The 19,668-nt window shown below is 72.8% G+C and carries 19 protein-coding genes; 7 read left to right on the top strand and 12 right to left on the bottom strand.

Annotation, left to right across the window (positions count from 1 at the left end; translation table 11 throughout):
- Positions 1-5: 5 nt before the first annotated feature.
- On the bottom strand, positions 6-2,099 hold the full coding sequence (locus ABME01_RS11685) for an acyltransferase family protein (protein ID WP_353828586.1): 2,094 nt from the start codon (positions 2,097-2,099) through the stop codon (positions 6-8).
- A 90-nt stretch (positions 2,100-2,189) separates the two neighbouring features.
- Between ABME01_RS11685 and rfbB the strand changes: the two genes are divergently transcribed.
- On the top strand, positions 2,190-3,188 hold the full coding sequence (gene rfbB, locus ABME01_RS11680; protein ID WP_353828585.1) for a dTDP-glucose 4,6-dehydratase: 999 nt from the start codon (positions 2,190-2,192) through the stop codon (positions 3,186-3,188).
- Positions 3,189-3,190: 2 nt separating this feature from the next.
- Complete coding sequence (rfbD, locus tag ABME01_RS11675) at positions 3,191-4,039, top strand: dTDP-4-dehydrorhamnose reductase (protein WP_353828584.1); 849 nt, start codon at positions 3,191-3,193, stop codon at positions 4,037-4,039.
- 66 nt (positions 4,040-4,105) lie between these two features.
- Here the strand turns inward: rfbD and ABME01_RS11670 are convergent, their stop codons facing one another.
- Positions 4,106-5,623, bottom strand: a complete 1,518-nt coding sequence (locus ABME01_RS11670) for a glycosyltransferase family 2 protein (protein ID WP_353828583.1) — start codon at positions 5,621-5,623, stop codon at positions 4,106-4,108.
- Positions 5,620-5,904 (bottom strand): hypothetical protein, encoded by a 285-nt coding sequence (locus tag ABME01_RS11665; RefSeq protein WP_353828582.1) that lies wholly within the window; start codon positions 5,902-5,904, stop codon positions 5,620-5,622. The genes ABME01_RS11670 and ABME01_RS11665 overlap by 4 nt, the downstream gene beginning before the upstream one ends.
- Positions 5,905-5,946: 42 nt before the next feature.
- On the opposite strand from ABME01_RS11665, the gene ABME01_RS11660 reads away from it, so the two are divergent.
- The gene (locus ABME01_RS11660; protein WP_353828581.1) at positions 5,947-6,927 is read left to right on the top strand and encodes a glycosyltransferase; all 981 of its coding nucleotides are present in this window, start codon (positions 5,947-5,949) and stop codon (positions 6,925-6,927) included.
- A 119-nt stretch (positions 6,928-7,046) separates the two neighbouring features.
- The gene (locus tag ABME01_RS11655) at positions 7,047-8,183 is read left to right on the top strand and encodes a glycosyltransferase (RefSeq protein ID WP_353828580.1); all 1,137 of its coding nucleotides are present in this window, start codon (positions 7,047-7,049) and stop codon (positions 8,181-8,183) included.
- A gap of 22 nt (positions 8,184-8,205) precedes the next feature.
- On the opposite strand, the gene ABME01_RS11650 is transcribed toward ABME01_RS11655, so the two are convergent.
- The 3 genes from ABME01_RS11650 to ABME01_RS11640 form a co-directional block, all read right to left on the bottom strand.
- Entirely contained in the window at positions 8,206-9,570 is a 1,365-nt protein-coding gene (locus tag ABME01_RS11650) for an LCP family protein (RefSeq protein ID WP_353828579.1), read from the bottom strand.
- Positions 9,567-10,034 carry a 5-(carboxyamino)imidazole ribonucleotide mutase gene (gene purE, locus ABME01_RS11645; protein WP_353828619.1) on the bottom strand — a complete coding sequence of 156 codons (468 nt, stop codon included), beginning with the start codon at positions 10,032-10,034 and terminating at the stop codon, positions 9,567-9,569. Before purE ends, ABME01_RS11650 begins: the two co-directional genes overlap by 4 nt.
- Before the next feature lie 91 nt (positions 10,035-10,125).
- Positions 10,126-11,268, bottom strand: coding sequence for a 5-(carboxyamino)imidazole ribonucleotide synthase (locus tag ABME01_RS11640; RefSeq protein ID WP_353828618.1), 1,143 nt, complete (start codon positions 11,266-11,268; stop codon positions 10,126-10,128).
- Between the two features lie 65 nt (positions 11,269-11,333).
- On the opposite strand from ABME01_RS11640, the gene ABME01_RS11635 reads away from it, so the two are divergent.
- Positions 11,334-11,972 (top strand): GtrA family protein, encoded by a 639-nt coding sequence (locus tag ABME01_RS11635; RefSeq protein WP_353828578.1) that lies wholly within the window; start codon positions 11,334-11,336, stop codon positions 11,970-11,972.
- On the opposite strand, the gene ABME01_RS11630 is transcribed toward ABME01_RS11635, so the two are convergent.
- From ABME01_RS11630 to ABME01_RS11620, 3 genes are all read right to left on the bottom strand, one after another.
- Positions 11,942-12,784, bottom strand: a complete 843-nt coding sequence (locus tag ABME01_RS11630; RefSeq protein ID WP_353828577.1) for a DarT ssDNA thymidine ADP-ribosyltransferase family protein — start codon at positions 12,782-12,784, stop codon at positions 11,942-11,944. The genes ABME01_RS11635 and ABME01_RS11630 overlap by 31 nt on opposite strands.
- Before the next feature lie 101 nt (positions 12,785-12,885).
- Positions 12,886-13,470: a PH domain-containing protein gene (locus ABME01_RS11625; protein WP_353828576.1), complete on the bottom strand. Its 585-nt coding sequence runs from the start codon at positions 13,468-13,470 to the stop codon at positions 12,886-12,888.
- A 7-nt stretch (positions 13,471-13,477) separates the two neighbouring features.
- Entirely contained in the window at positions 13,478-14,317 is an 840-nt protein-coding gene (locus ABME01_RS11620) for a biotin--[acetyl-CoA-carboxylase] ligase (protein ID WP_353828575.1), read from the bottom strand.
- Between the two features lie 136 nt (positions 14,318-14,453).
- Here ABME01_RS11620 and ABME01_RS11615 point away from each other — a divergent pair, with 136 nt between their 5' ends.
- Positions 14,454-16,055 carry an acyl-CoA carboxylase subunit beta gene (locus tag ABME01_RS11615; protein WP_353828574.1) on the top strand — a complete coding sequence of 534 codons (1,602 nt, stop codon included), beginning with the start codon at positions 14,454-14,456 and terminating at the stop codon, positions 16,053-16,055.
- A 9-nt stretch (positions 16,056-16,064) separates the two neighbouring features.
- Positions 16,065-16,295 (top strand): acyl-CoA carboxylase epsilon subunit, encoded by a 231-nt coding sequence (locus tag ABME01_RS11610; protein ID WP_353828573.1) that lies wholly within the window; start codon positions 16,065-16,067, stop codon positions 16,293-16,295.
- 405 nt (positions 16,296-16,700) lie between these two features.
- Here ABME01_RS11610 and ABME01_RS11605 read toward each other — a convergent pair whose 3' ends face one another.
- Genes ABME01_RS11605 through ABME01_RS11595 form a run of 3 tightly spaced genes read right to left on the bottom strand, consistent with a single transcriptional unit; the run spans position 16,701 to position 19,631 of the window.
- Positions 16,701-17,708 carry a DUF8320 family protein gene (locus ABME01_RS11605; RefSeq protein ID WP_353828572.1) on the bottom strand — a complete coding sequence of 336 codons (1,008 nt, stop codon included), beginning with the start codon at positions 17,706-17,708 and terminating at the stop codon, positions 16,701-16,703.
- Positions 17,705-18,940, bottom strand: coding sequence for a sensor histidine kinase (locus ABME01_RS11600; protein ID WP_353828571.1), 1,236 nt, complete (start codon positions 18,938-18,940; stop codon positions 17,705-17,707). The genes ABME01_RS11605 and ABME01_RS11600 overlap by 4 nt, the downstream gene beginning before the upstream one ends.
- Complete coding sequence (locus ABME01_RS11595; RefSeq protein ID WP_353828570.1) at positions 18,927-19,631, bottom strand: response regulator transcription factor; 705 nt, start codon at positions 19,629-19,631, stop codon at positions 18,927-18,929. Before ABME01_RS11595 ends, ABME01_RS11600 begins: the two co-directional genes overlap by 14 nt.
- Positions 19,632-19,668: the final 37 nt, after the last annotated feature.

Genomic DNA, 19,668 nt, shown 5'->3' with positions numbered 1-19,668 from the left:
GGCGCTCAGCGCGACAGCGCGTCCTCGATCCGGTCCGCGAGGACGGGCGCCAGGGTCCGGGCCCAGGTCGCCGTGACGTGGGTCGCATCGCGGTACACCACGGCGTGCCCGATCACCGGGCTGCACGCGGCAGCGGCGCAGTAGAGGTCGCTCAGGTCGACGACCCGCACGCCCGGCACGCGCTCCGCGGCCTCCCGTTGTCCGTCGAACCATCGGAACGCCCGATCCCTCGGAACGGCGCACTCGGTCCCGGCATCCGCTCCCTCGCGGGCGACGCAGGCTGCGGTGTCCTGCTCCATGGCCGGGTTGTCCACGATGGCGATGATCGGGACGCCGGGCGGGCCCTGGTCGCGCCACGCCTCGACCTGGCCCTCGACGGTCGCACGCTCCACCGACTCGCCCGGCTCGGGGATCGGGTGCCCGTGGGCGCCGGAGTGCGTGACGAGCACGGCGTCGAGCCCGTCGATCCCGTGCATGCGCTCGAGCGCGCTCGACCTCCACTGCAGGCAGCCCGCCTCCGCGGCGTCGGACGGCTGCTCCTGCGGTCTCGTCGTCCAGTAGCAGCCGCCGATTCCCGCGAAGTCGATGCGCCAGTTGCGCTCCTCGGCCAACCGCTCGTACGCGGGGACGAGCGCGTAGTTGTGCGAATCCCCCATCGCGAAGAACCGCGCGTCGTATCCGTCCTCGGGTCCGATCACGCACACCTTGGCGTCGCCACGGCCGTCCCGCCCCCAGCAGTCGGGACGGGCGGGCCCGTCGTCGCCCGCGATGGCCGGGTGGGGAGCGAGCACGCCGTCGAGGTCGGCGTCGGTGCATCCGGCGGAGGCCACCGCCCCCGCACCGAAGCACGCCGGCGGTTCCTCGACGATGCGCGCGAGCACGTCGGCGCGCGCGGCCTGCCGCGTCGAGAGGTCGTGCATCGTCAGCAGGCAGGTCGACGCGATGAGCGCCATCCCGGTCACCGAGGCGATCGCGACCCGGCGCGACGCGTTCGTCGGACCGAGGACCCGATTCGGCTTGCGGACGGGATCCTCGACGAACCGCGTCGAGGCGGTGGCGAGCACGAGCGTCGCACCGAGCACGGCCAGCTTGGCGACGGTGTCGAGCGGGCGTCCGGTCGCGTATGGGACGAGGACGATGAGCGGCCAGTGCCAGAGGTAGATCGCGTACGAGGTCGACCCGATCCAGCCCACCGGGGCCCACGTGCCCACCCGGCCGAGCGCTCCCGAGGCGGCGGCGATCACGGCAGCGGTGCCGACGGCCGGGACGGCGGCGAGCCATCCGGGGAACGGCGTCGTCTCGTCGAAGAACCAGGCGGTCGACACGATCATGACGAGTCCGGCGCCGGCGATGGCGTTCGCGGTCCACCCGCGCCCGAGCGCGGGGAGGAAGGCGATCACGCCGCCGAGCGCGAACTCCCACGCCCGCGTCGCGGTCGAGAAGTAGCCCAGGGGCTGGGACACCGAGGTCAGCCAGATCGAGACGGCGAAGGACAGCACGGCGACGCCGGCCAGCGCGAGCAGGAGCGCCCGTCGGATGTCGAGGCCCCGCCGCCGGGCGATCGCGAGCGCGGCGACGAGCAGCAGCGGTACCGCGATGTAGAACTGCTCCTCGACCGAGAGCGACCAGAAGTGCTGCACCGGCGAGGGCGCGTTCTCGGCCGCGAGGTAGTCGACGGCGTCGAAGGACAGCGACCAGTTCTCGACGTAGAACGTCGCTGCGACGACCTCGCGGAGGAACTGCGCCCAGCGGCTCTCCGGCACCACGGCGACGACCGCGAGCGCGGTGACCAGCAGCACGAGCAGGGAGGCGGGGAGCAGGCGCCGGGCGCGACGCGCCCAGAAGGCGCCGAGCGCGATACGGCCCCGGTCCGTCGCCTCGCGCAGCAGGTGGGAGGTGATCAGGTAGCCGCTGATGACGAAGAACACGTCCACGCCGACGTATCCGCCGGACAGGCGGCTCGGCCAGAGGTGGAAGAGCACGACGGCCGCGACCGCGAGCGCGCGGAGCGCCTGGATGTCGGCACGGAACGCGGTGCTCGAACCGGCACGGGTCGCGGGAGCGTCGACGGCGCGGGTAGGGTCAGCCAGGGATGCCACCGGGCGATGCTACCCCGGCGGCGCGCCGCGGCCCGCGTCGGCTCCACACGCAGATCCACCCGTTCGACGGCACCTCGGTAGGATGTCGGGGTGTCAAGACTCCTCGTGACCGGCGGTGCCGGCTTCATCGGCTCGAACTTCGTCCACTACGTGCTCGCGAACACCGACCACTCGGTGACCGTGCTCGACAAGCTCACCTACGCCGGCAACCGCGCCTCCCTCGACGGCCTGCCCGAGGACCGGTTCCGGTTCGTCGAGGGCGACATCCAGGACGCCGCGCTCGTCGACGAGCTCTTCGCCGAGCACGACGCGGTGGTGCACTACGCCGCCGAGAGCCACAACGACAACTCGCTGGCGAACCCGCGGCCCTTCCTCGACACGAACATCATCGGCACCTACACGCTTCTCGAGGCGGCTCGCACGCACGACATCCGCTTCCACCACATCTCGACCGACGAGGTCTACGGCGACCTCGAGCTCGACGACCCGGCGAAGTTCACCGAGCAGACCCCGTACAACCCGTCGAGCCCCTACTCCTCCACGAAGGCGGGCAGCGACCTGCTCGTGCGCGCCTGGGTGCGCTCCTTCGGGGTCAAGGCGACGATCTCGAACTGCTCGAACAACTACGGCCCGTACCAGCACGTCGAGAAGTTCATCCCCCGTCAGATCACCAACGTGCTGCGCGGCGAGCGCCCGAAGCTGTACGGCGCGGGCGAGAACGTCCGCGACTGGATCCACGCGAACGACCACTCCTCCGCCGTCCTCACCATCCTGGAGAAGGGCGAGCTCGGCGAGACCTACCTGATCGGCGCCGACGGCGAGCGGAACAACAAGGACGTGGTCGAGCTCATCCTCACGCTGCTCGGACAGCCGGCCGACGCGTACGACCACGTGATCGACCGTCCGGGCCACGACCTCCGCTACGCGATCGACTCGACGCGCCTGCGCACCGAGCTGGGCTGGGAACCGCAGTTCTCGGACTTCGAGTCGGGCCTGGCCGACACCATCGCCTGGTACCGCGACCACGAGGCCTGGTGGGCTCCGCAGAAGGACGAGACCGAGGCGAAGTACAAGGCGCAGGGGCAGTAGTCGTGCGCGTGCTCCTGACCGGTGCGAACGGCATGCTCGGTCGCGACCTCCGGGCCGCCCTCGCGGGGCGGGACGTCACCGCGCTCGCCCGCGCCGACCTCGACGTCACGGATGCCGTGGCGGTCGAGTCCGCCGTCGCCGGGCACGACGTCGTGCTGAACTGCGCGGCGTACACGAGGGTCGACGACGCCGAGACGAACGAGTCGCTCGCCTACTCGGTGAACGCCACCGGCGTCGAGCTGCTCGCGCGCGCCTGCGCGGCGCACGGCGCACGCCTGGTCACCGTCTCCACCGACTACGTGTTCGACGGTGCGGCCTCGAGCCCCTACGCCGAGGACCGTCCGCGTGATCCGCTGAACGCCTACGGCCGGACCAAGGCGGCGGGCGAGGAACTCGCGATCGCGGCGCACCCCGACGGCACCTACGTGGTGCGGACCGCGTGGCTGTACGGCGCCCACGGCCCGAACTTCGCGCAGACGATGCTGAACCTGGCGAAGTCGAAGGACACGTGGTCGGTCGTCGACGACCAGCTCGGCCAGCCCACGTGGACCGCCGACCTCGCGACGCAGATCGTGCGCCTCGTCGACTCGGCGGCACCCGCCGGGATCTACCACGGGACGAACGCCGGCCAGGCCACCTGGTTCGAGTTCGCGCGCGCCGTGCTGGAGGAGGCGGGGCTCGACCCCGAGCGCATCACCCCGACCGACAGCTCGTCGTTCGTGCGCCCCGCGCCGCGGCCGTCGTACTCCGTGCTCGGCCACGATGCATGGCGGACCGCCGGCATCCCCGAGATGCGGCAGTGGCGCGAGGCCCTGGCCGCAGCGGTCGCCGCGGGCGCGCTCGTCCCCTGACCCGGGCGCGGTGCCGGGCGCGCCCGCACCGGCCGTCGCCCACCGGGCCCGCGTGGCGCGGACGGGTCAGAGCATCCGCGAGTAGAGCTCGACCTGCATCCGTCGCGCCCATCGCGCCTGCAGCGTGGAGATGTCCGTGTCCAGGATCTTCGGATCGCGCGTCTTGGACTCGAAGTGGTAGAGCCTCGCCCACGGCGTGAACACCGCTGAGCGCCCGGTCGCGCGCACCTTCATGTTCAGGTCCACGTCGTTGTAGTTCCCGGGGAACGCGAGGCTGAACCCGCCGACCTCGAGGAAGAGGTCGCGCCGCATCAGCGCGCACGCGGCGGTCACGCCGGAGACCTCGTGGTCGACGCTGAGGGACCTGATCGAGTCGTCCCGTCCGCCCTCCCAGCCGAAGGCGGCATGCCCGGCGACGCCGCCGGTGTAGACCTGCCCGGAGTGCTGGAGCGTGCTGTCCTCGAAGTACAGCTGCGCTCCGACGATGCCCACCTCCGGCTGCTGCGCCGGACCGAGCAGGGCCTCGATCCAGTCGGGAGTGACGATCTCGACGTCGTCGTTCAGCAGGAGGAGGTACTCGCCGCGTGCCGCCGCGGCGCCGCGATTCATCTTGCCGCTGAAGTTGAAGGGCGCGTCCCAGAGCACGAGACGGAGCCGATCGCCGCAGATGCGCTCGAGCTCCTCGATGACCGGGGCCGGGGTCTCCCGGTCGGCCACGACGACGACCTCGACGTTGCGGTAGGTCGAACCCTCGATGACGCCGCGGACCGCCTCGACGACCAGCACTCGGTCGACGCCGCCGATGTCGGCACTGCTCCCGCGGGTCGGGATCACCACGGACACCAGCGGCGACTCCGCGACGTCGAACCGGACGCGGCGCAGGAACGGCTCGACGTCCTCCACCTCGGCCGCGACCCCGCGCTCCTCGAGGTCGTGCTCCACGACCCGGCGCTGCGCATCGGAGGTTCCGGCGTAGTCGTCGTGGATCACGTCCTCGGTGGCGAGGACCTCCGGCACCAACGCGAGCCGGGCTCCGGCGCGCCGCAGCCGCAGGGCGACGTCGAGCACCTGGGCGCGCCGGGCGTCGGGGCGGAAGCCGCCGAGCCGGCGGAGCACCTCCGTCCTGACCGCGACGACCGGGCCCAGGAAGTCGTTCCCGAGGAGGCGGATCGGCGAATCGACCGGACGGAGCAGCGGCTCGCCGGCCTCGGTGACGGAATCGCCGTAGACGGCGTCCACGTGCGGGAAGCGGTCGAGGAATCCGTCGATGCGCGCGAACGCCTCGGGCACGACTCGGCCGGCCCGGACGAAGACGAGCACGCCGGCATCCGTCGCCGCGAGTCGTCCGTCGAGCGACGCGGGATCGCCGTCGAGCAGCGCGGCACCGGTCTCGGACGCGGCCGCTCGCGCGTCGTCGAGGGCGACCTCCGCCGACGCCTGGACGACGAGCCGCACGTGGCTCGCCGGCACACCGGTCGCGAGGACGGCGTCGACCGCGCGTCGCGCCTCGCCGGGTGCGAGGCCCGCGGCGTCGATCCAGGCCTCGTGGCGCGACCCGGCGCCTGCGTCGTCGACGCCGCTCATCCGAGGATCCGCCGCTTGATCACCCGGGCGGCGCGGATCGGCAGCGTGACGACGCGCCCCGCGCGCCAGGTCAGCGACGTGCGCATCGCAGCCAGGTTGCGTTCGACCGCGACCGTCTCGGACGGGCTGAGCAGGTTCGTCGCCTGCAGCTCGCTGACCTGCTGCTCCAGGCCGATGACGCGGTCGAGCAGCTCGAGGTGCTGCTCGATCGCCCGCTCGTCGGGGGTGAGTCCGATATCGGACCTCCCCTCGGACCAACTCACTCCGGGGACCTCGCTCACGCTCGCTGACTTCCTTCCGACGGCGGGACGTAAGCTAGCCTAATGCCCCGTTCGCGACCGCCCCGATCACCCCTGGCGACGGTCACCGCACCGCACGAGCCGACCGCCGAGCCCAGGGTCGTCGCGGTCGTGCCGACCTTCCACCCCGACGACGAGGTCGTCGCGAACATGCGTTCGCTCGCCTCGCAGGTGGATGAGCTGATCATCGTCGACGACGGAACCGGGCCCGCGGCCGACCGCGTGCTCTCGCGCCTCGAGGCGGAGATCCCCGGCACCCGGATCCTCCGCCTGGAGCGGAACGCCGGCATCGCACGAGCCCTGAACGAAGGCGTGCGAGCCGCGCTCGCGGACCGCGCGGACTTCGTCGTGAACACCGACCAGGACACCGACCTCCCCGACGGGTACGTGCGCGCCTGCCTCGACACGTTCGCCCGCTCCAACCGGGTCACGCGCGTCGGCATCGTGTGCACCGATCGCGTGAACGGGCAGCCCTCGATCCCCACCTGGTACTCGCCCGAGGGACTCGGCCTGGTCCCCGAGGCCATCCAGTCCGGTTTCGTCATCTCGCGCGAGTGCCTCGAGACCGCGGGGCTCTTCGACGAGCGCCTGGTCATCGACTGCGTCGACACCGAGTACTGCCTGCGCGTCCGCGACCACGGGTTCCGGATCGCGATCGCCGAGGACACCGACATCGCGCACGAGCTCGGCGAGATGGTGCCGTTCCGCCCGTTCGGGATGAGCCTCTCCCATCGAGACGGCGGGCACCTGTACCAGTACCACTCGCCGTTCCGGCAGTACTACATCATCCGCAACAACATCGACCTCGTGTTCCGGAACGCCCGCCGGCGGCGTCGGTGGACGCTCGCGGTGATCAAGCGCCAGATCGGCCCGACGTTCGACGCGATCGTGAGCGGGCCCAAGCGCACGAAGCACCTCGTCGCGACGGTGGTCGGCGGCGTCCACGGCCTCGCGCGGGTGCGCGGGCCGATCCCGCCCGCCCTGCTCCGGTACCTGCGCGGCTGACCGCACGACCACACGGATCCGGGCGGCGGGCACCGGGCCTGTGCATGGTCCCGGCCGCCCGGCGGCGCCCCGGCGCTAGTCTGAGCCCACCGCCAATGCACCCCGAAGGAGAACGCGACGTGACGACGACGCTGCGCCTGATCGTCGACCAGATCGTGGCGCCGGTGCCCGGAGCCCTCGGCCGATACACGCACGACCTGGGGCGCGCGCTCATCGCCGCCACGCCCCCGGGCTGCGAGGTCGAGGGCATCGTGTCGTCCTCGCTCCCCCGCGACTACGACCGCATCGAGGAGGCCCTGCCGGGCCTCGCGGGGCTGTACAAGTCCTCGCTCGCGCGACGCGAGCTCGCCGCAGCGTGGCAGTTCAACCTCACGACCTCGCCGGGCGGTGGCATGATCCACTCCCCCGGGCTGTTCGCGCCGCTGCGCAAGCACGACCGCGACGCCGGCGACCAGACGGTCGTGACGCTGCACGACGTGGTCGCGTGGACCCACCCCGAGGCGATGAGCTCGACGTCGGTCGCATGGCAGAAGGGCATGCTCAAGCGCGCCCGCCGGTACGCCGACGCGATCGTGGTGCCCACGCACTCACTCGCCGAGCGGCTCGCGATGGTGGCGGACTTCGGCGACCGCGTCAGGGTGATCGGCACCGCTCCGCGCACCGGCCTCGTCGTCGGGCCGGACGCCGAGGCGCGCGCGGCGCGCCTGGGCCTGCCCCGCGAGTACCTGGTCGTCCCGGGCACGCTCGAGCCACGCAAGGGCCTGGTGGACGTGCTCGCCGCCCTCGGCCGGCGCGGAGTCCCCGAGATCGAGGTCGTGGTGCTCGGTCCCGAGAGCTGGGGCGACCAGCACCTGGCCGAGGTGGCCGAGGAGAACGGCGTGGACGCACGGCGCATCCACCGCCACGACGACCTCGACCCCGAGGACCTCGCGGTCGTGATCGCGGGGAGCACCGCGTACGTGGCGCCCGCGAGGGACGACGACTCCGCGACCGAGCTGATCGAGGCCTTCTCGCTCGGCGCCGCCGTGATCCACTCGGACACGCCCGCCTACCTCGAGATCTCGGCCGGTGCCGGTCTCACCGTCCCCGTCGGCGTGGGCGACGGGTTCGCCGATCGCCTCGCGGCGGCGATCACGCGCGTGGTCGAGGATCGGGAGGCGGCCTACCGGCTCGCGGTCGCCGGGCACGACCGTTCCCGCGCCTACGCCTGGCAGGATGCCGCGGAGCGCGTCTGGCACCTGCACGCCGACCTCTGAGCCGCCTCGGCGCTCCGGCCGCTCAGCCTTCCGAAGGCTCGGGCGTCACCGGCACCATCGCGGCGTCGATCATCTGGCGGATGGCCTCGTAGTCGGGCGCGAGCGGATCGACGCCGTTGTCGGGCACGAGCGGGACGTCGATGATCGGCAGTTCCCTCGTCTTCGCCGCCAGGTCGACGAAGTAGCCCAGCATCGACTGCGGCACGTCCGTCTTCACCACCTGGGACCCGGCGGCGGCGACCTCCTGGAACTTCGAGAGCACGTTCGCCGCGTTGAACTGCGCGAGCACGGCCTCCTGGATCTGGAGCTGCCGGGCCATCCGGTCGTAGTCGCTGGTGCCGTGGCGCGACCGCGCGTACCAGAGGGCGTGGTAGCCGTCGAGGTGCTGCTCGCCCTCCGGGATCCACTCCGCCACGGTCGTGAACGTCTCGTCGGCGTGGATCGGCACGTCGTGCGGCACGTCGACCGTGACGCCGCCGAGGGCGTCGATGAGCTGCTGGAACCCGGCCATGTCGATCAGCACGTAGTACTGGATCGTGAGCCCGGTCACGCCCTCGGCGGCATCCCGCATCGCCTCGATGCCGGGCTCGCTGCCCTGGGCCACCGCGTCCGGATACCGCTCGGGGCTCTTCAGCTCCACCTCGGTGTAGATCGAGTTCAGCTGGCACACGTCGACGTCGCAGACCCCGAAGGCGCCGTAGCCGTCGGGATAGACCTCGCGCATCGGCGAGTCCTCGTCGAACGGCACGTTCGTGAGGTCGCGCGGCAGGCCGATGGTCACGGCCTGCCCCGTGTCGGCGTCGATGCTGACGACCCGGACGCTGTCCGGCCGCAGGCCCTCGCGGTCGGGCCCGGCGTCGCCGCCGAGCAGCAGCACGTTGTACCGCCCGTCGATCGGGGGCTCGCTCGGTCCGGCGACGAAGACCGATGAGAGGAACCCGCTGGCTGTCGTGCTCACGTACGCGCCGTACGCGGCCGTCCCCGAGGCCACGACCATGACCGTGATCGCGAGCGCCGAGATCCCGGCGCGGGCCGCCGGCACGGTCCTGACGAGGCGCACGAGACGCAGCGTGTCGAGCGTCAGCACCACCCAGAGCACGGCGTAGAACACGGCGGCGAGCGCGAGCACCCAGAGCACGACGCTGTTGGAGAGGAGCGTGTAGACGGTCGCCGGCCAGACCAGCCAGGCGACGAGCAGCGCGACGAGCGCGAGCCAGAGCACGAACGTCGAGCCCAGCCCGAAACGGCCGAGCCGGTGGTTGCCGGCGAGGGACTGCGCCGACCCGGGAATGAGGATGTTGAGGCCGACGAGCCACCATCCCCGCCGGGTCATGATCGACCGGGACCGGGTGTCCGGGTAGCGGATGGGGCTGTCTGCGAGGCTCATCGACTCGACTTCAGCCGTTCGTTCTTCTCCTCGACGAGCGCAGCCAGCGACGCCGCGTACTCGGCGAGCGCATCGCGCAGCGCGTCGTCGGCGGTGGCGAGGATCTTCACGGCGATGAGGCCCGCGTTGCGCGCGCCGCCGATGGAGACCGTCGCGACCGGCACGCCGGCCGGCATCTGCACGATCGAGAGGAGCGAGTCGAGGCCGTCCAGGCGCGAGAGCGGCACGGGAACGCCGACGACGGGCAGCGTGGTGACCGACGCGAGCATGCCGGGCAGGTGGGCGGCACCCCCGGCACCGGCGATGATCACGCGGATGCCGCGGGCGGCGGCCTCCTTGCCGTACGCGATCATCTTCTCCGGCGTGCGGTGCGCCGAGACCACCTCGACCTCGTGCGGGACGCCGAACTCGTCGAGCGCCGCGGAGGCCTCCTTCATGACGGGCCAGTCGGAGTCGGAGCCCATGACGACGCCGACGAGGGGGGTGGTGGAAGAGCCTGCGATCACCCGATCGATACTAGGGCTGGCGGCTGCGAGTTCGGCGTACCGCCGCGCTTCAGTCCTGCAGTTCGGCCGCCGTCGCGCGCGCCTCGTAGACGGCGTCGTCGAGGTTCTCGCCGATCGCGGTCACGTGGCCGACCTTGCGGCCGGGCCGCGGCTCCTTGCCGTAGTTGTGGACCTTCACGGTCGGGTGGGCGGCGAGCGCCTCGAGGTACCGGTCGGCGAGCGATCCCTCGGCCGGCCCGCCCAGCAGGTTCACCATGACGGCCCATTCGGCGTGGCATCCGGTGCCGCCGAGCGGGAGGTCGAGGACCGCGCGCAGGTGCTGCTCGAACTGCCCCGTCGTCGCGCCGTCCATGCTCCAGTGGCCGGAGTTGTGCGGACGCATCGCGAGCTCGTTGACGAGGATGCGGTCGTCGGTGGTCTCGAACATCTCCACCGCGAGCACCCCGGTCACGCCGAGGCCGTCGGCGATCGCGATCGCGACGTCGGCGGCCACGTCGGCCAGGCGCCCGGCCGAACGCGGTGCCGGAGCGATGACCTCGCTGCAGACCCCGTCCACCTGGACGGTCTCGACGAGCGGCCACGCGACCACCTCGCCGGAGGGGCGCCGCGCGACCAGCTGCGCCAGTTCGCGGCGGAAGTCGACGAGCTCCTCCGCGAGGAGCGCGCCGTCGCGCCCGTCCTCGGCGGCCGCGGCGAACCACTCCGCGACCTCCGCGGCGCCGCGCACGACCCGCACGCCCTTGCCGTCGTATCCGCCGCGCGGCGTCTTCACGACGGCGGCGCCGCCGTGCTCGGCGATGAAGGCGTCGAGCTCGTCGGGCGTGGTCACCCGCGCCCACTCGGGCACGGGGAGGTCGAGCTCGCTGAGCCGCTCGCGCATGAGGAGCTTGTCCTGCGCGAAGCGCAGGGCGTCGGGTCCGGGGTGCACCGCGACGCCGGCGTCGACGAGCCCGCGCAGGACGTCCTGCGGGACGTGCTCGTGGTCGAACGTGACGACGTCGACCTCGCGGGCGAACGCGAGCACCGCGTCGAGGTCGGTGTAGTCGCCCACGCGCTCGGCGGCGAGTTCCGCCGCCATGCCCTCGGCCTCCGCGAGCACCCGGAGCTCGATGCCGAGCTCGACCGCCGCGGGGATCATCATGCGGGCGAGCTGCCCCGCGCCGATCACTCCGACTCGCACCTGACGCACCATCCGTTCCCGCGGCACCCCTGGCCGCGGCATCCCAGTCTACGGTCGCCGCTCGATAGCATCGGGGGATGTCCCTCACGGTCCGCGAGCTCGCCGCACGGGCGTGGCACGGGTTCCTCGCGTACCTCGTGAAGTTCGGCGTCGTGGGCCTGATCGGGTACGCGATCGACGTCGCGCTCTTCAACGCGCTGCGCGTCGGGCTCTTCGGCGAGGACACGTGGGCGCAGACCGCGATCGGCGCCAAGGTCGTCTCCACGAGCGTGGCGATCGTCTTCAACTGGATCGGCAACCGCTACTGGACGTTCCGGAGCCACCGCCGGCGCCGGGTGCTCCGCGAGTTCGCCGAGTACGTCGCCGTGTCGCTCGGGGGCATGGCGATCTCGCTGCTCTGCCTGTGGGTGAGCCACTACGTGCTCGGGTTCACCAGCCTGCTCGCCGACAACATCTCCTCGAACGTGATCGGGCTCGGGCTCGGAACGGCCTTCCGCTTCCTGCTCTACCGCTACTGGGTGTACGGGCATCACCGTTCCGACGGGCTCTCCCGGCTCGCGCGCGCCGAGGAGGCGCAGCGCGCGCTCTTCGAGCAGCCGCCGCTGCAGCGATTGGGTGAGCACGAGGAGCGTTCGGCGGGGACCGACGGCGCGCCCGCGAGGCGTGTCGGGCCGGACGGTCCGACTCAGTCGGCGCCGAGGAACCAGGGCGGGTAGACGGCGACGCGCGTCCGGGCGCCGACGGCGGAGAGGGCGGCGCGGACCCGGTCGCGGACCCGGTCGTTCGACACCGCGATCAGCGCGATCCGCTCGAGCGGGACGCGATCGCGGACCAGGAGCTCGCCGGCGCGCAGGCCGTCGCCGTCGTCGGCGAGGATCAGCCGCACGAGGGTGCGCTCGACCGCCGACCAGTCGGCGGCGAGCGCGGCACCGCCGACTCCCGCGTCGGTCGGGCTCGCGACGACCTCGCCGGCGAGGTCCTTGCGCGCACCCGCGACGGCGGCGACGGATGACACGAGGATGACGTGGTCGGCGGCCGGCCGCTGCACGGCCTCGGGCGCCAGCCTCGGGTCGGGCGTTCCCGTGCGGATGGCATCCCACAGTTCGGCGTCGGTGCTGAGCAGGAACGGAACGTACTCCGCGACCGTCGCGTCGGCACCCGGGACGCTCGCCGCCCGGCGGTACTCGCGCGCGGCCGGCGCGGCCAGGTCGACGACCGGCTCGGCGGCGGGCTCCCCCGCCGCGGCGTGCAGCGCGCCGGCGCCGAGGATGCGGCCCAGGTTCTCGATGTGCGTCACGTGGTAGATGCGCGTCGCGCCGACGTCGACCGGCGCGGCGGACGCGGAGCTCGCCCGGCCGCTGCGGGCGGGAGCCGACCCCTCGCCACGGACGGTCGCACGCTCGCGGGGCGTGCGGCGCCCGGCGGGACGGGCGGCGCGAGCGGGCTTGGGGGCCGGCTCCGGCTCGGGCGGCGGCGAGCAGATCGCGCAGAGTCCCTCATCGAATCCGTGGATGCATTCCTCGCCCAAGTTGCCGGTGCCTTTCGTCGCGTCGGCCCGCCATGGTGCGCGGACCGCGGACCAGCGTACGCGCTCGGCCGGCGCCCCGCGCACGGCGGGGGCCGAACGGCTCAGACCCGGCTGTCGGTCTCGATGAACGACGGCGGGGCGAGCGGACCCCCGAGCGGCGGCCCCAGCGGCGGCCCGAGCGGCGGACCGACCGCGGGTCCGCCCAGCTCGTGGGCGCGGGCCATGAGCTCGTGCAGCGCGGCCTGGACCCGGAACGGTCCGGGCAGGTCGCGCAGGACGACCGGCACCTCGTGGCCGGTCTCGAGTCGGACGTCTCCGGAGCCGGCGAGGCGCTGCAGCCACGACCTCCGGACCTGCACGTCGTAGCCGCGCCGGTGCCACAGCTCTCGTCGAACGCGCACGAACAGCCCGCGACGCACGATGATCCGGCGCGTCGTGACGGTGGTCCGCGCGCTCAGCCAGGCCAGGTACGGCAGGACGCATCCGATCGTGATGACCAGGGCGGATCCCACGATCGCTGCGAGCCGGGGCCAGCCCTCCTCGAGCCACGGCACGGCGTACGCCGCCGCGCCGGCGACGGCGATGAGGAGCAGCGCCGGCAGGGTCAGGATGCGCGCGTGCCGACGCAGGCGCGCCACGACGTGTTCGGGCCCGTGCGACGCGGGAACCTCGGCCGTCTCCCCCATAGGCCCATTAATACCTCAGGTGGGTCACGTCTCCGGCGGCGACAGCCTGGGTGCGGCCGGTCTCCTCGTCGCGAACCAGGAGGCGGCCGTCGGCGTCGATGCCCTCGGCGACGCCGAGCAGTTCGGCTCCGCCGGGGAGTTCGACGCGCACCTCCTGCCCGATCGTGCCGCACAGTCCGACGATCCGGGCCTGCACGCCGCTCGCCTCGGCGTCCCCGCCCGCGGCGACGAGGTCGGCGACCAGCCCGAGCAGTCGGCCGAGGTACGCGGCGAGCACCGCGTCCGCATCGGGGCGCACGCCCGTGGCCAGGAGCAGCGAGGTCGAGGTGAGCGTCGGAAGATCGTGCTCGTCGAGCGTGAGGTTCAGTCCCGCACCCACCACGACGGCGTCGTCGGAGAGGAGCTCCGACAGGATGCCGCACGCCTTGTAGCCCGAGACGAGGACGTCGTTGGGCCATTTCAGGCCCACCTCGACCCCGCCCGAGCCGTCGTCCTCCCCGCCTCGGTCGGCCTCGGCCGCGGCCACCGCCTCGCGGACGGCCTCGGTCATCGCGGCGCCCGCGATCAGCGGAAGCCAGCCGTAGGCGTCCGCCGGGAGCGCGACGCCCGCCGTGGCGCCGGGCCGGAGGAGGACGGAGATCGCGAGGGTCTTGCCCGTGGGCGCGAGCCAGGTGCGGCCGAGACGGCCACGGCCCCGGGTCTGGTCGTCGGTGACGACGGTCGACCCGTGCGGCCACTCGCTGCCGTCCGGGTGGAGGATCGCGTCGCGGACCACGTCGTTCGTCGAACCCACCGAGTCCAGCCAGACCAGCTTCGGCACGATCGCGCGCGCCCGCTCCAACTCCATGCTCGACCCCTTCCGTCGAGGTTCAGGGTAGTGTCCGACCGCACCGGGTCGGTCGTGATGCGCACGATCCGTGGGGTGGTTTTTGTGGGAATCCGTCAACGAACCGGGCCGGAAGGGCGCCGGTAGAGTGAACGGCGTGACCGAATCGACGAACGACGGCCCCGACCTCTCCACGACCGCGGGCAAGCTCGCCGACCTCAAGCAGCGCTACCACGAGGCCGTGACGGCCTCGGGCGAGGCGGCCATCGAGAAGCAGCACGCCAAGGGCAAGATGACCGCCCGCGAGCGCATCGCCGAACTGCTCGACCCGGGTTCGTTCGTCGAGCTCGACGAGTTCGTGCGGCACCGCACGCACGCGTTCGGCATGGAGGGCAAGCGACCCTACGGCGATGCCGTCGTCACGGGCCTCGGCACCATCCACGGGCGCCCCGTCGCGGTCTACTCGCAGGACTTCACCATCTTCGGCGGATCGCTCGGCGAGGTCGCCGGCGAGAAGATCATCAAGGTCATGGAGCACGCGCTGAAGACGGGCGTGCCGATCATCGGCATCCTCGACTCCGGGGGCGCCCGCATCCAGGAGGGCGTGGTCGCGCTCGGCAAGTACGGCGAGATCTTCCGCCGCAACACGGCCGCCTCGGGCGTGATCCCCCAGATCTCCATCGTCTGCGGTCCGGCTGCCGGCGGCGCCGTGTACTCCCCGGCGCTCACGGACTTCGTGATCATGGTCGACAAGACCAGCCAGATGTTCGTCACCGGGCCCGACGTCATCAAGACCGTCACGGGCGAGGACGTCGGCATGGAGGAACTCGGCGGCGCGCTCACCCACAACACGGTCTCGGGCGTCGCCCACTACCTCGCGAGCGACGAGTCCGATGCGCTCGACTACGCACGCACGCTCGTCTCGTTCCTGCCCGACAACAACATGTCCGAGGCGCCGGTCTACGAGAGCGAGTCGGAACTCGAGATCACCGACGAGGACCGCCGCCTCAACGCGATCATCCCCGACTCGCCGAACCAGCCCTACGACATGCACTCGATCATCGAGGGGATCGTCGACCACGGCGACTTCCTCGAGGTCCAGCCGCTGTTCGCGCCGAACATCGTCGTCGGCTTCGCCCGCATCGAGGGCCGCTCGGTCGGCATCATCGCGAACCAGCCGAGCCAGATGGCGGGCACGCTGAACATCGCCGCGGGCGAGAAGGCGTCCCGGTTCGTCCGGTTCTGCGACGCGTTCTCGATCCCGATCCTCACCCTCGTCGACGTGCCCGGCTACCTGCCCGGCACCGACCAGGAGTGGACGGGCGTCATCCGCCGCGGCGCGAAGCTGCTGTACGCGTACGCCGAGGCGACCGTGCCGCTCGTGACCGTCATCACGCGCAAGGCGTACGGCGGCGCGTACATCGTCATGGGATCCAAACAGCTCGGCGCCGACATCAACCTCGCCTGGCCCACCGCCGAGATCGCGGTCATGGGCGGCCAGGGCGCCGTGAACATCCTCTACCGGGGCGAGATCAAGCGCGCCGAGGAGGCGGGCGAGGATGTCGCAGCCGTGCGCACGAAGCTCGCGAACGAGTACACGTACAACGTGGCCTCGCCCTTCCTGGCCGCGGAGCGCGGGGAGCTCGACGGCGTCATCGAGCCCGCCGCGACGCGTGTCTCGGTCACCAAGGCGCTGCGCGCCCTCCGGACCAAGCGTGCGAGCCTGCCGCCCAAGAAGCACGGCAACATCCCGCTCTAGGAGGAGACGATGACCAGTGCATCACCCGAGGGCGACGCCGAGACCCTCGACCTGCGGTTCCTCACCCGCGACGTCACGCCGGAGGAAGCCGCCGCCGTGACCGCGGTCATGGTCGCCACCGTGCACGAGGACCGCGAGGTGCCCGAGCCGCAGCGCCGCAGCGACTGGTCCCACCCGCGCGGCGCGTTGCGCCCTCGCATCGAGGTGGGCCCCGGACGCTGGGTCGGCTCCGCACGCTGACCGGGCGTGTCCCCCGTTCGCCGGGTCCGGGCGACGGACTCCGGACGAGCCCCTTCCGCCGATGGAGCGGCAGCGCCGCTCAGCGGTCCCCTTCGGGTCCACTTCGGGTCCACGTCGGGTCCCCCTCGTGTCCCCCCTCGTGTCCCCCGAAATGCTGACTTCGCTGCGAGGGCGGAATCCGTACGATGGACGTACGCACTCCATCGGAGTCGTAACCGTCACCGGCTGGGTAACCGGTGGCGCTCTGGGGGCGAGTCAGGGCGATATTCGGGTTGTCGCCGTGACTCGGGCTTGCTGGGGGGTCGGTAGGGGCCGACCCCCCGCTTCCATGTCCGGGGGGCATTCGCGGCACATCGAGGGCACCGCATCCGTCGGCGCCGGCCGGCTCTCCGCCGCGTCCGGCCGTCACCCCGACCGCGGGATCTCCAGCCACAGCGCGACCTCGGCGTCCTCGGACTCGACGACCTCGCCGTCGCCTCCGCTGAGCCCGACGACCGTCACCGCGACCGGCGACCCCTCGGACGCGGTGCGCGCGATGATCCGGTCGGCGGTGCTGCCCTCGACCGCCGTCGCGAGCTGCGAGAGGATCCGGTCGCGCTCCGCCTCGTCGAGGTCGTCGATCCCGCCCTCGTCGAGGAGCGTCACCGTGGCGCCGCGGTCGCGCGCGTGGCGCACCGCGGACCGCACCGCATCGGTGAGCAGCATCCGGCCCCGGATCTCGTCGCGGATCGCGGCCTCGAGCGTGCGGCACTCCGCCCGGTCGGCATCGGTGAGCACGTCGCCCTCCGCGATGCGCCGGAGCATGGGCGAGGCGATCCGCTGCGTCTGCGCCAGTCGCATCCGCCCCTCGAAGAGGTGCGCGTCCTGCGCGGCCTGCCACGCCGCGGCCTCGCGCTCCGCCTGCGCGTACCGCCTCGTGGCCCGGGCGGCGCCGGAGAGGGCCGCGGAGAGCATGTGGGCGATCGCGACCCATACGATGCTGCCGACCACCCCGAGGGCGCCGAGGGCGAGCGGACCGTCCCAGGCGACCGTCTGCACGGCGAGCACGACCACGCCGACCCACGCCACGATGAGCTGCCGGCGGGCGGCCGCGATCGTCATCAGGGTGCCGACCGCGGCGACGTACCACGTCGCGTAGCCGTTGTCCGCGTCGGGATCGAGCTGGCTCGTGACGAGCAGCGGCAGCACGACGGCGACCGCGAGGTCCAGCGCCGCCAGCCAGTCGGGCATCCGAGCGCGACGTGCGGGCCAGAGGCTCAGCGTCGTGGCGACGGCGTAGAGCACGAGCGCGACCACCACCGGCCAGGGCGACGCGAGCGCGCCGGTGGCCAGCGACGACACGCCGAGCACGATGTGGTATCCGGAGAACATGGCCGCGAGCGCCATCAGCAGCCAGCGTGGCACCGAGATCATGCGCCCCCCGCCTCCACCCCGGCCGGCCACGAGAGGGTCACCCGCGTGCCGGCGCCGGGACGCGTGTCGATGCGCGCGGCACCGCCCTCGTTCGACATCCGCTCCTCGATCGAGACGCGCAGGCCGAGGCGGCTCGCCGGCACCGCGGCCGTGTCGAAGCCGACCCCGTCGTCCACGACCCGGATGACGCAGCCGCCCGCGCCGACCCCGACGACCTCGAGCTCGCGTCGGACCCGGCCGCCCCGGCCGTCGGCGTGCTGCACGCTGTTGACCATCGCCTGCATCGCCGCCGACGACAGCGCGTCCACCACCTCGACCGGCAGTTCGACGCCGTCCGCCCCCGCCACGCGCACGAGGAAGGGTGCGGAGAATCCGGCGACGCCGGACCTGAGACGGCGGACGAGGACCGCGAGTGCGACCCTGTCGCCTGCGCCCGGGACCTCGATCGCGGCCTCGTCGAGGCGGCGGACCGCGTCACCCGCCATCCTGGCGGCGAGCGTGCGCTCGGACCTGGTGGTCGCCGCGGCGGCCGACAGCAGCGTGGTGAGCACGCTGTCGTGCACGAGCGCATCGACCTTGACGCGCTCGATCTCGGTCGCGTGCTGCCGCGCGACCGCGTCGTAGCGTTCCAGGGCGGCCTCCTGCGCGGCGTCGACCGCGATGGCGGCCTGCCTCAGCATCGTGATGATCACGAGCACCACGACACCGAGGATGACGGCGTACATGGCGTCGAGGACCGCGATCAGGGCGCCCGGCGCGCCGCCCGACGGACTCAGCCGGACGATGCCGTAGAGCGCCGGGACGGCGAGCGTGTACGCGACCGCGGGCGCCAGCGGCAGGGCGACGACGGCGGCCGTGGTCGCCACCGTGCACAGGTAGTAGAGCCACGGCGTGACGTCCTGCATGGCGGACGGGTCGACGACCAGGAACGGCCACGCGAGCAGCGCGAGCGCATAGGCGGCCGCGAACGCCAGCGCGGCCGCACGCACCGCGACCCGCGTGAAGGTCGCTGCGGCCAGCGCGGCGATCGACCCGTACAGGACGGCCATCATGGCCGCGCCCGCGCCGTCCGCGAGGTACATCGACTGGGCCACCGCATCCGGGACGGTCTGCGCGCCGAACACCAGGCCGAACGCCCCGAGCGCGCGTGCCGTGACCGTCTCGACCTGCGCCCGGCTCACGGCCGAGCGGCGCGGGACGAGCCGGCTCGCCCGCCACTCAGCGGCGGGCATCCCCGGCCTCGGCATCGAGCCCGGGGAGGATGCCGTCCTCCACGGCCCGCCGCAGCAGGTCCACCTTGGTCGGCGCGGGCCGGCCGACCTCGACGTACTTCGCGCGGATGCGATCGAGGTACTCGCGTGCCGTGGAGTGCGCGATGCCCAGCTGCTGGGCGACCAGCTTCAGCGGCAGGCCCGAGGCGTAGAGGTTCAGCACGTCGCGCTCGCGGCGGCCCAGCTGGGCCTTCGCGAAGTCCCGGTCGGCCTCGATCGCGCTCGCCCATTCGACGTTGTTCAGCGCCTCGCCGCGCGCGACGGTCGCGATCGCGGCGATGACCGCCGCGGTGGGCGCGGACTTCGGGATGACGCCGGCCGCGCCCGCCGCGAGGGCCTCGCGGACGGCCGCGACCCGGTCGGCGATGCTGTGCACCAGCACCAGGCTGCCGGTCGCGAGCACCGCTCGGACGTTGTCGGTGACCTGCGATCCGTCGCCGAGCGAGAGGTCGAGCAGGACGACCCGGGCCGGCTCGGCGGCCGGGTCGCCGAGGGTTCCGAGCAGGGTCGGCACGTCCGCGGTGTCGGCGACGACGACGTACCCGGCGTCGCCGCACGCGGCGCGCAGCCCCAGTCGGACCGCCTCGTGGTCGTCGACGATCGCGACGGTCGTGGCCGGTCGCGTCCCGCCTCGGATCGCCTCGGTCGTCACGTCGCCTCCCCGTCGCCGCGGCCCGCCCCGGCGACGC

The sequence above is a fragment of the Agromyces litoreus genome (assembly GCF_040496015.1).
Classification (GTDB): Bacteria; Actinomycetota; Actinomycetes; order Actinomycetales; family Microbacteriaceae; genus Agromyces; species Agromyces litoreus.
Note: the sequence above shows the minus strand (reverse complement) of the source record. Positions and strands in the feature narration are given on the sequence as shown.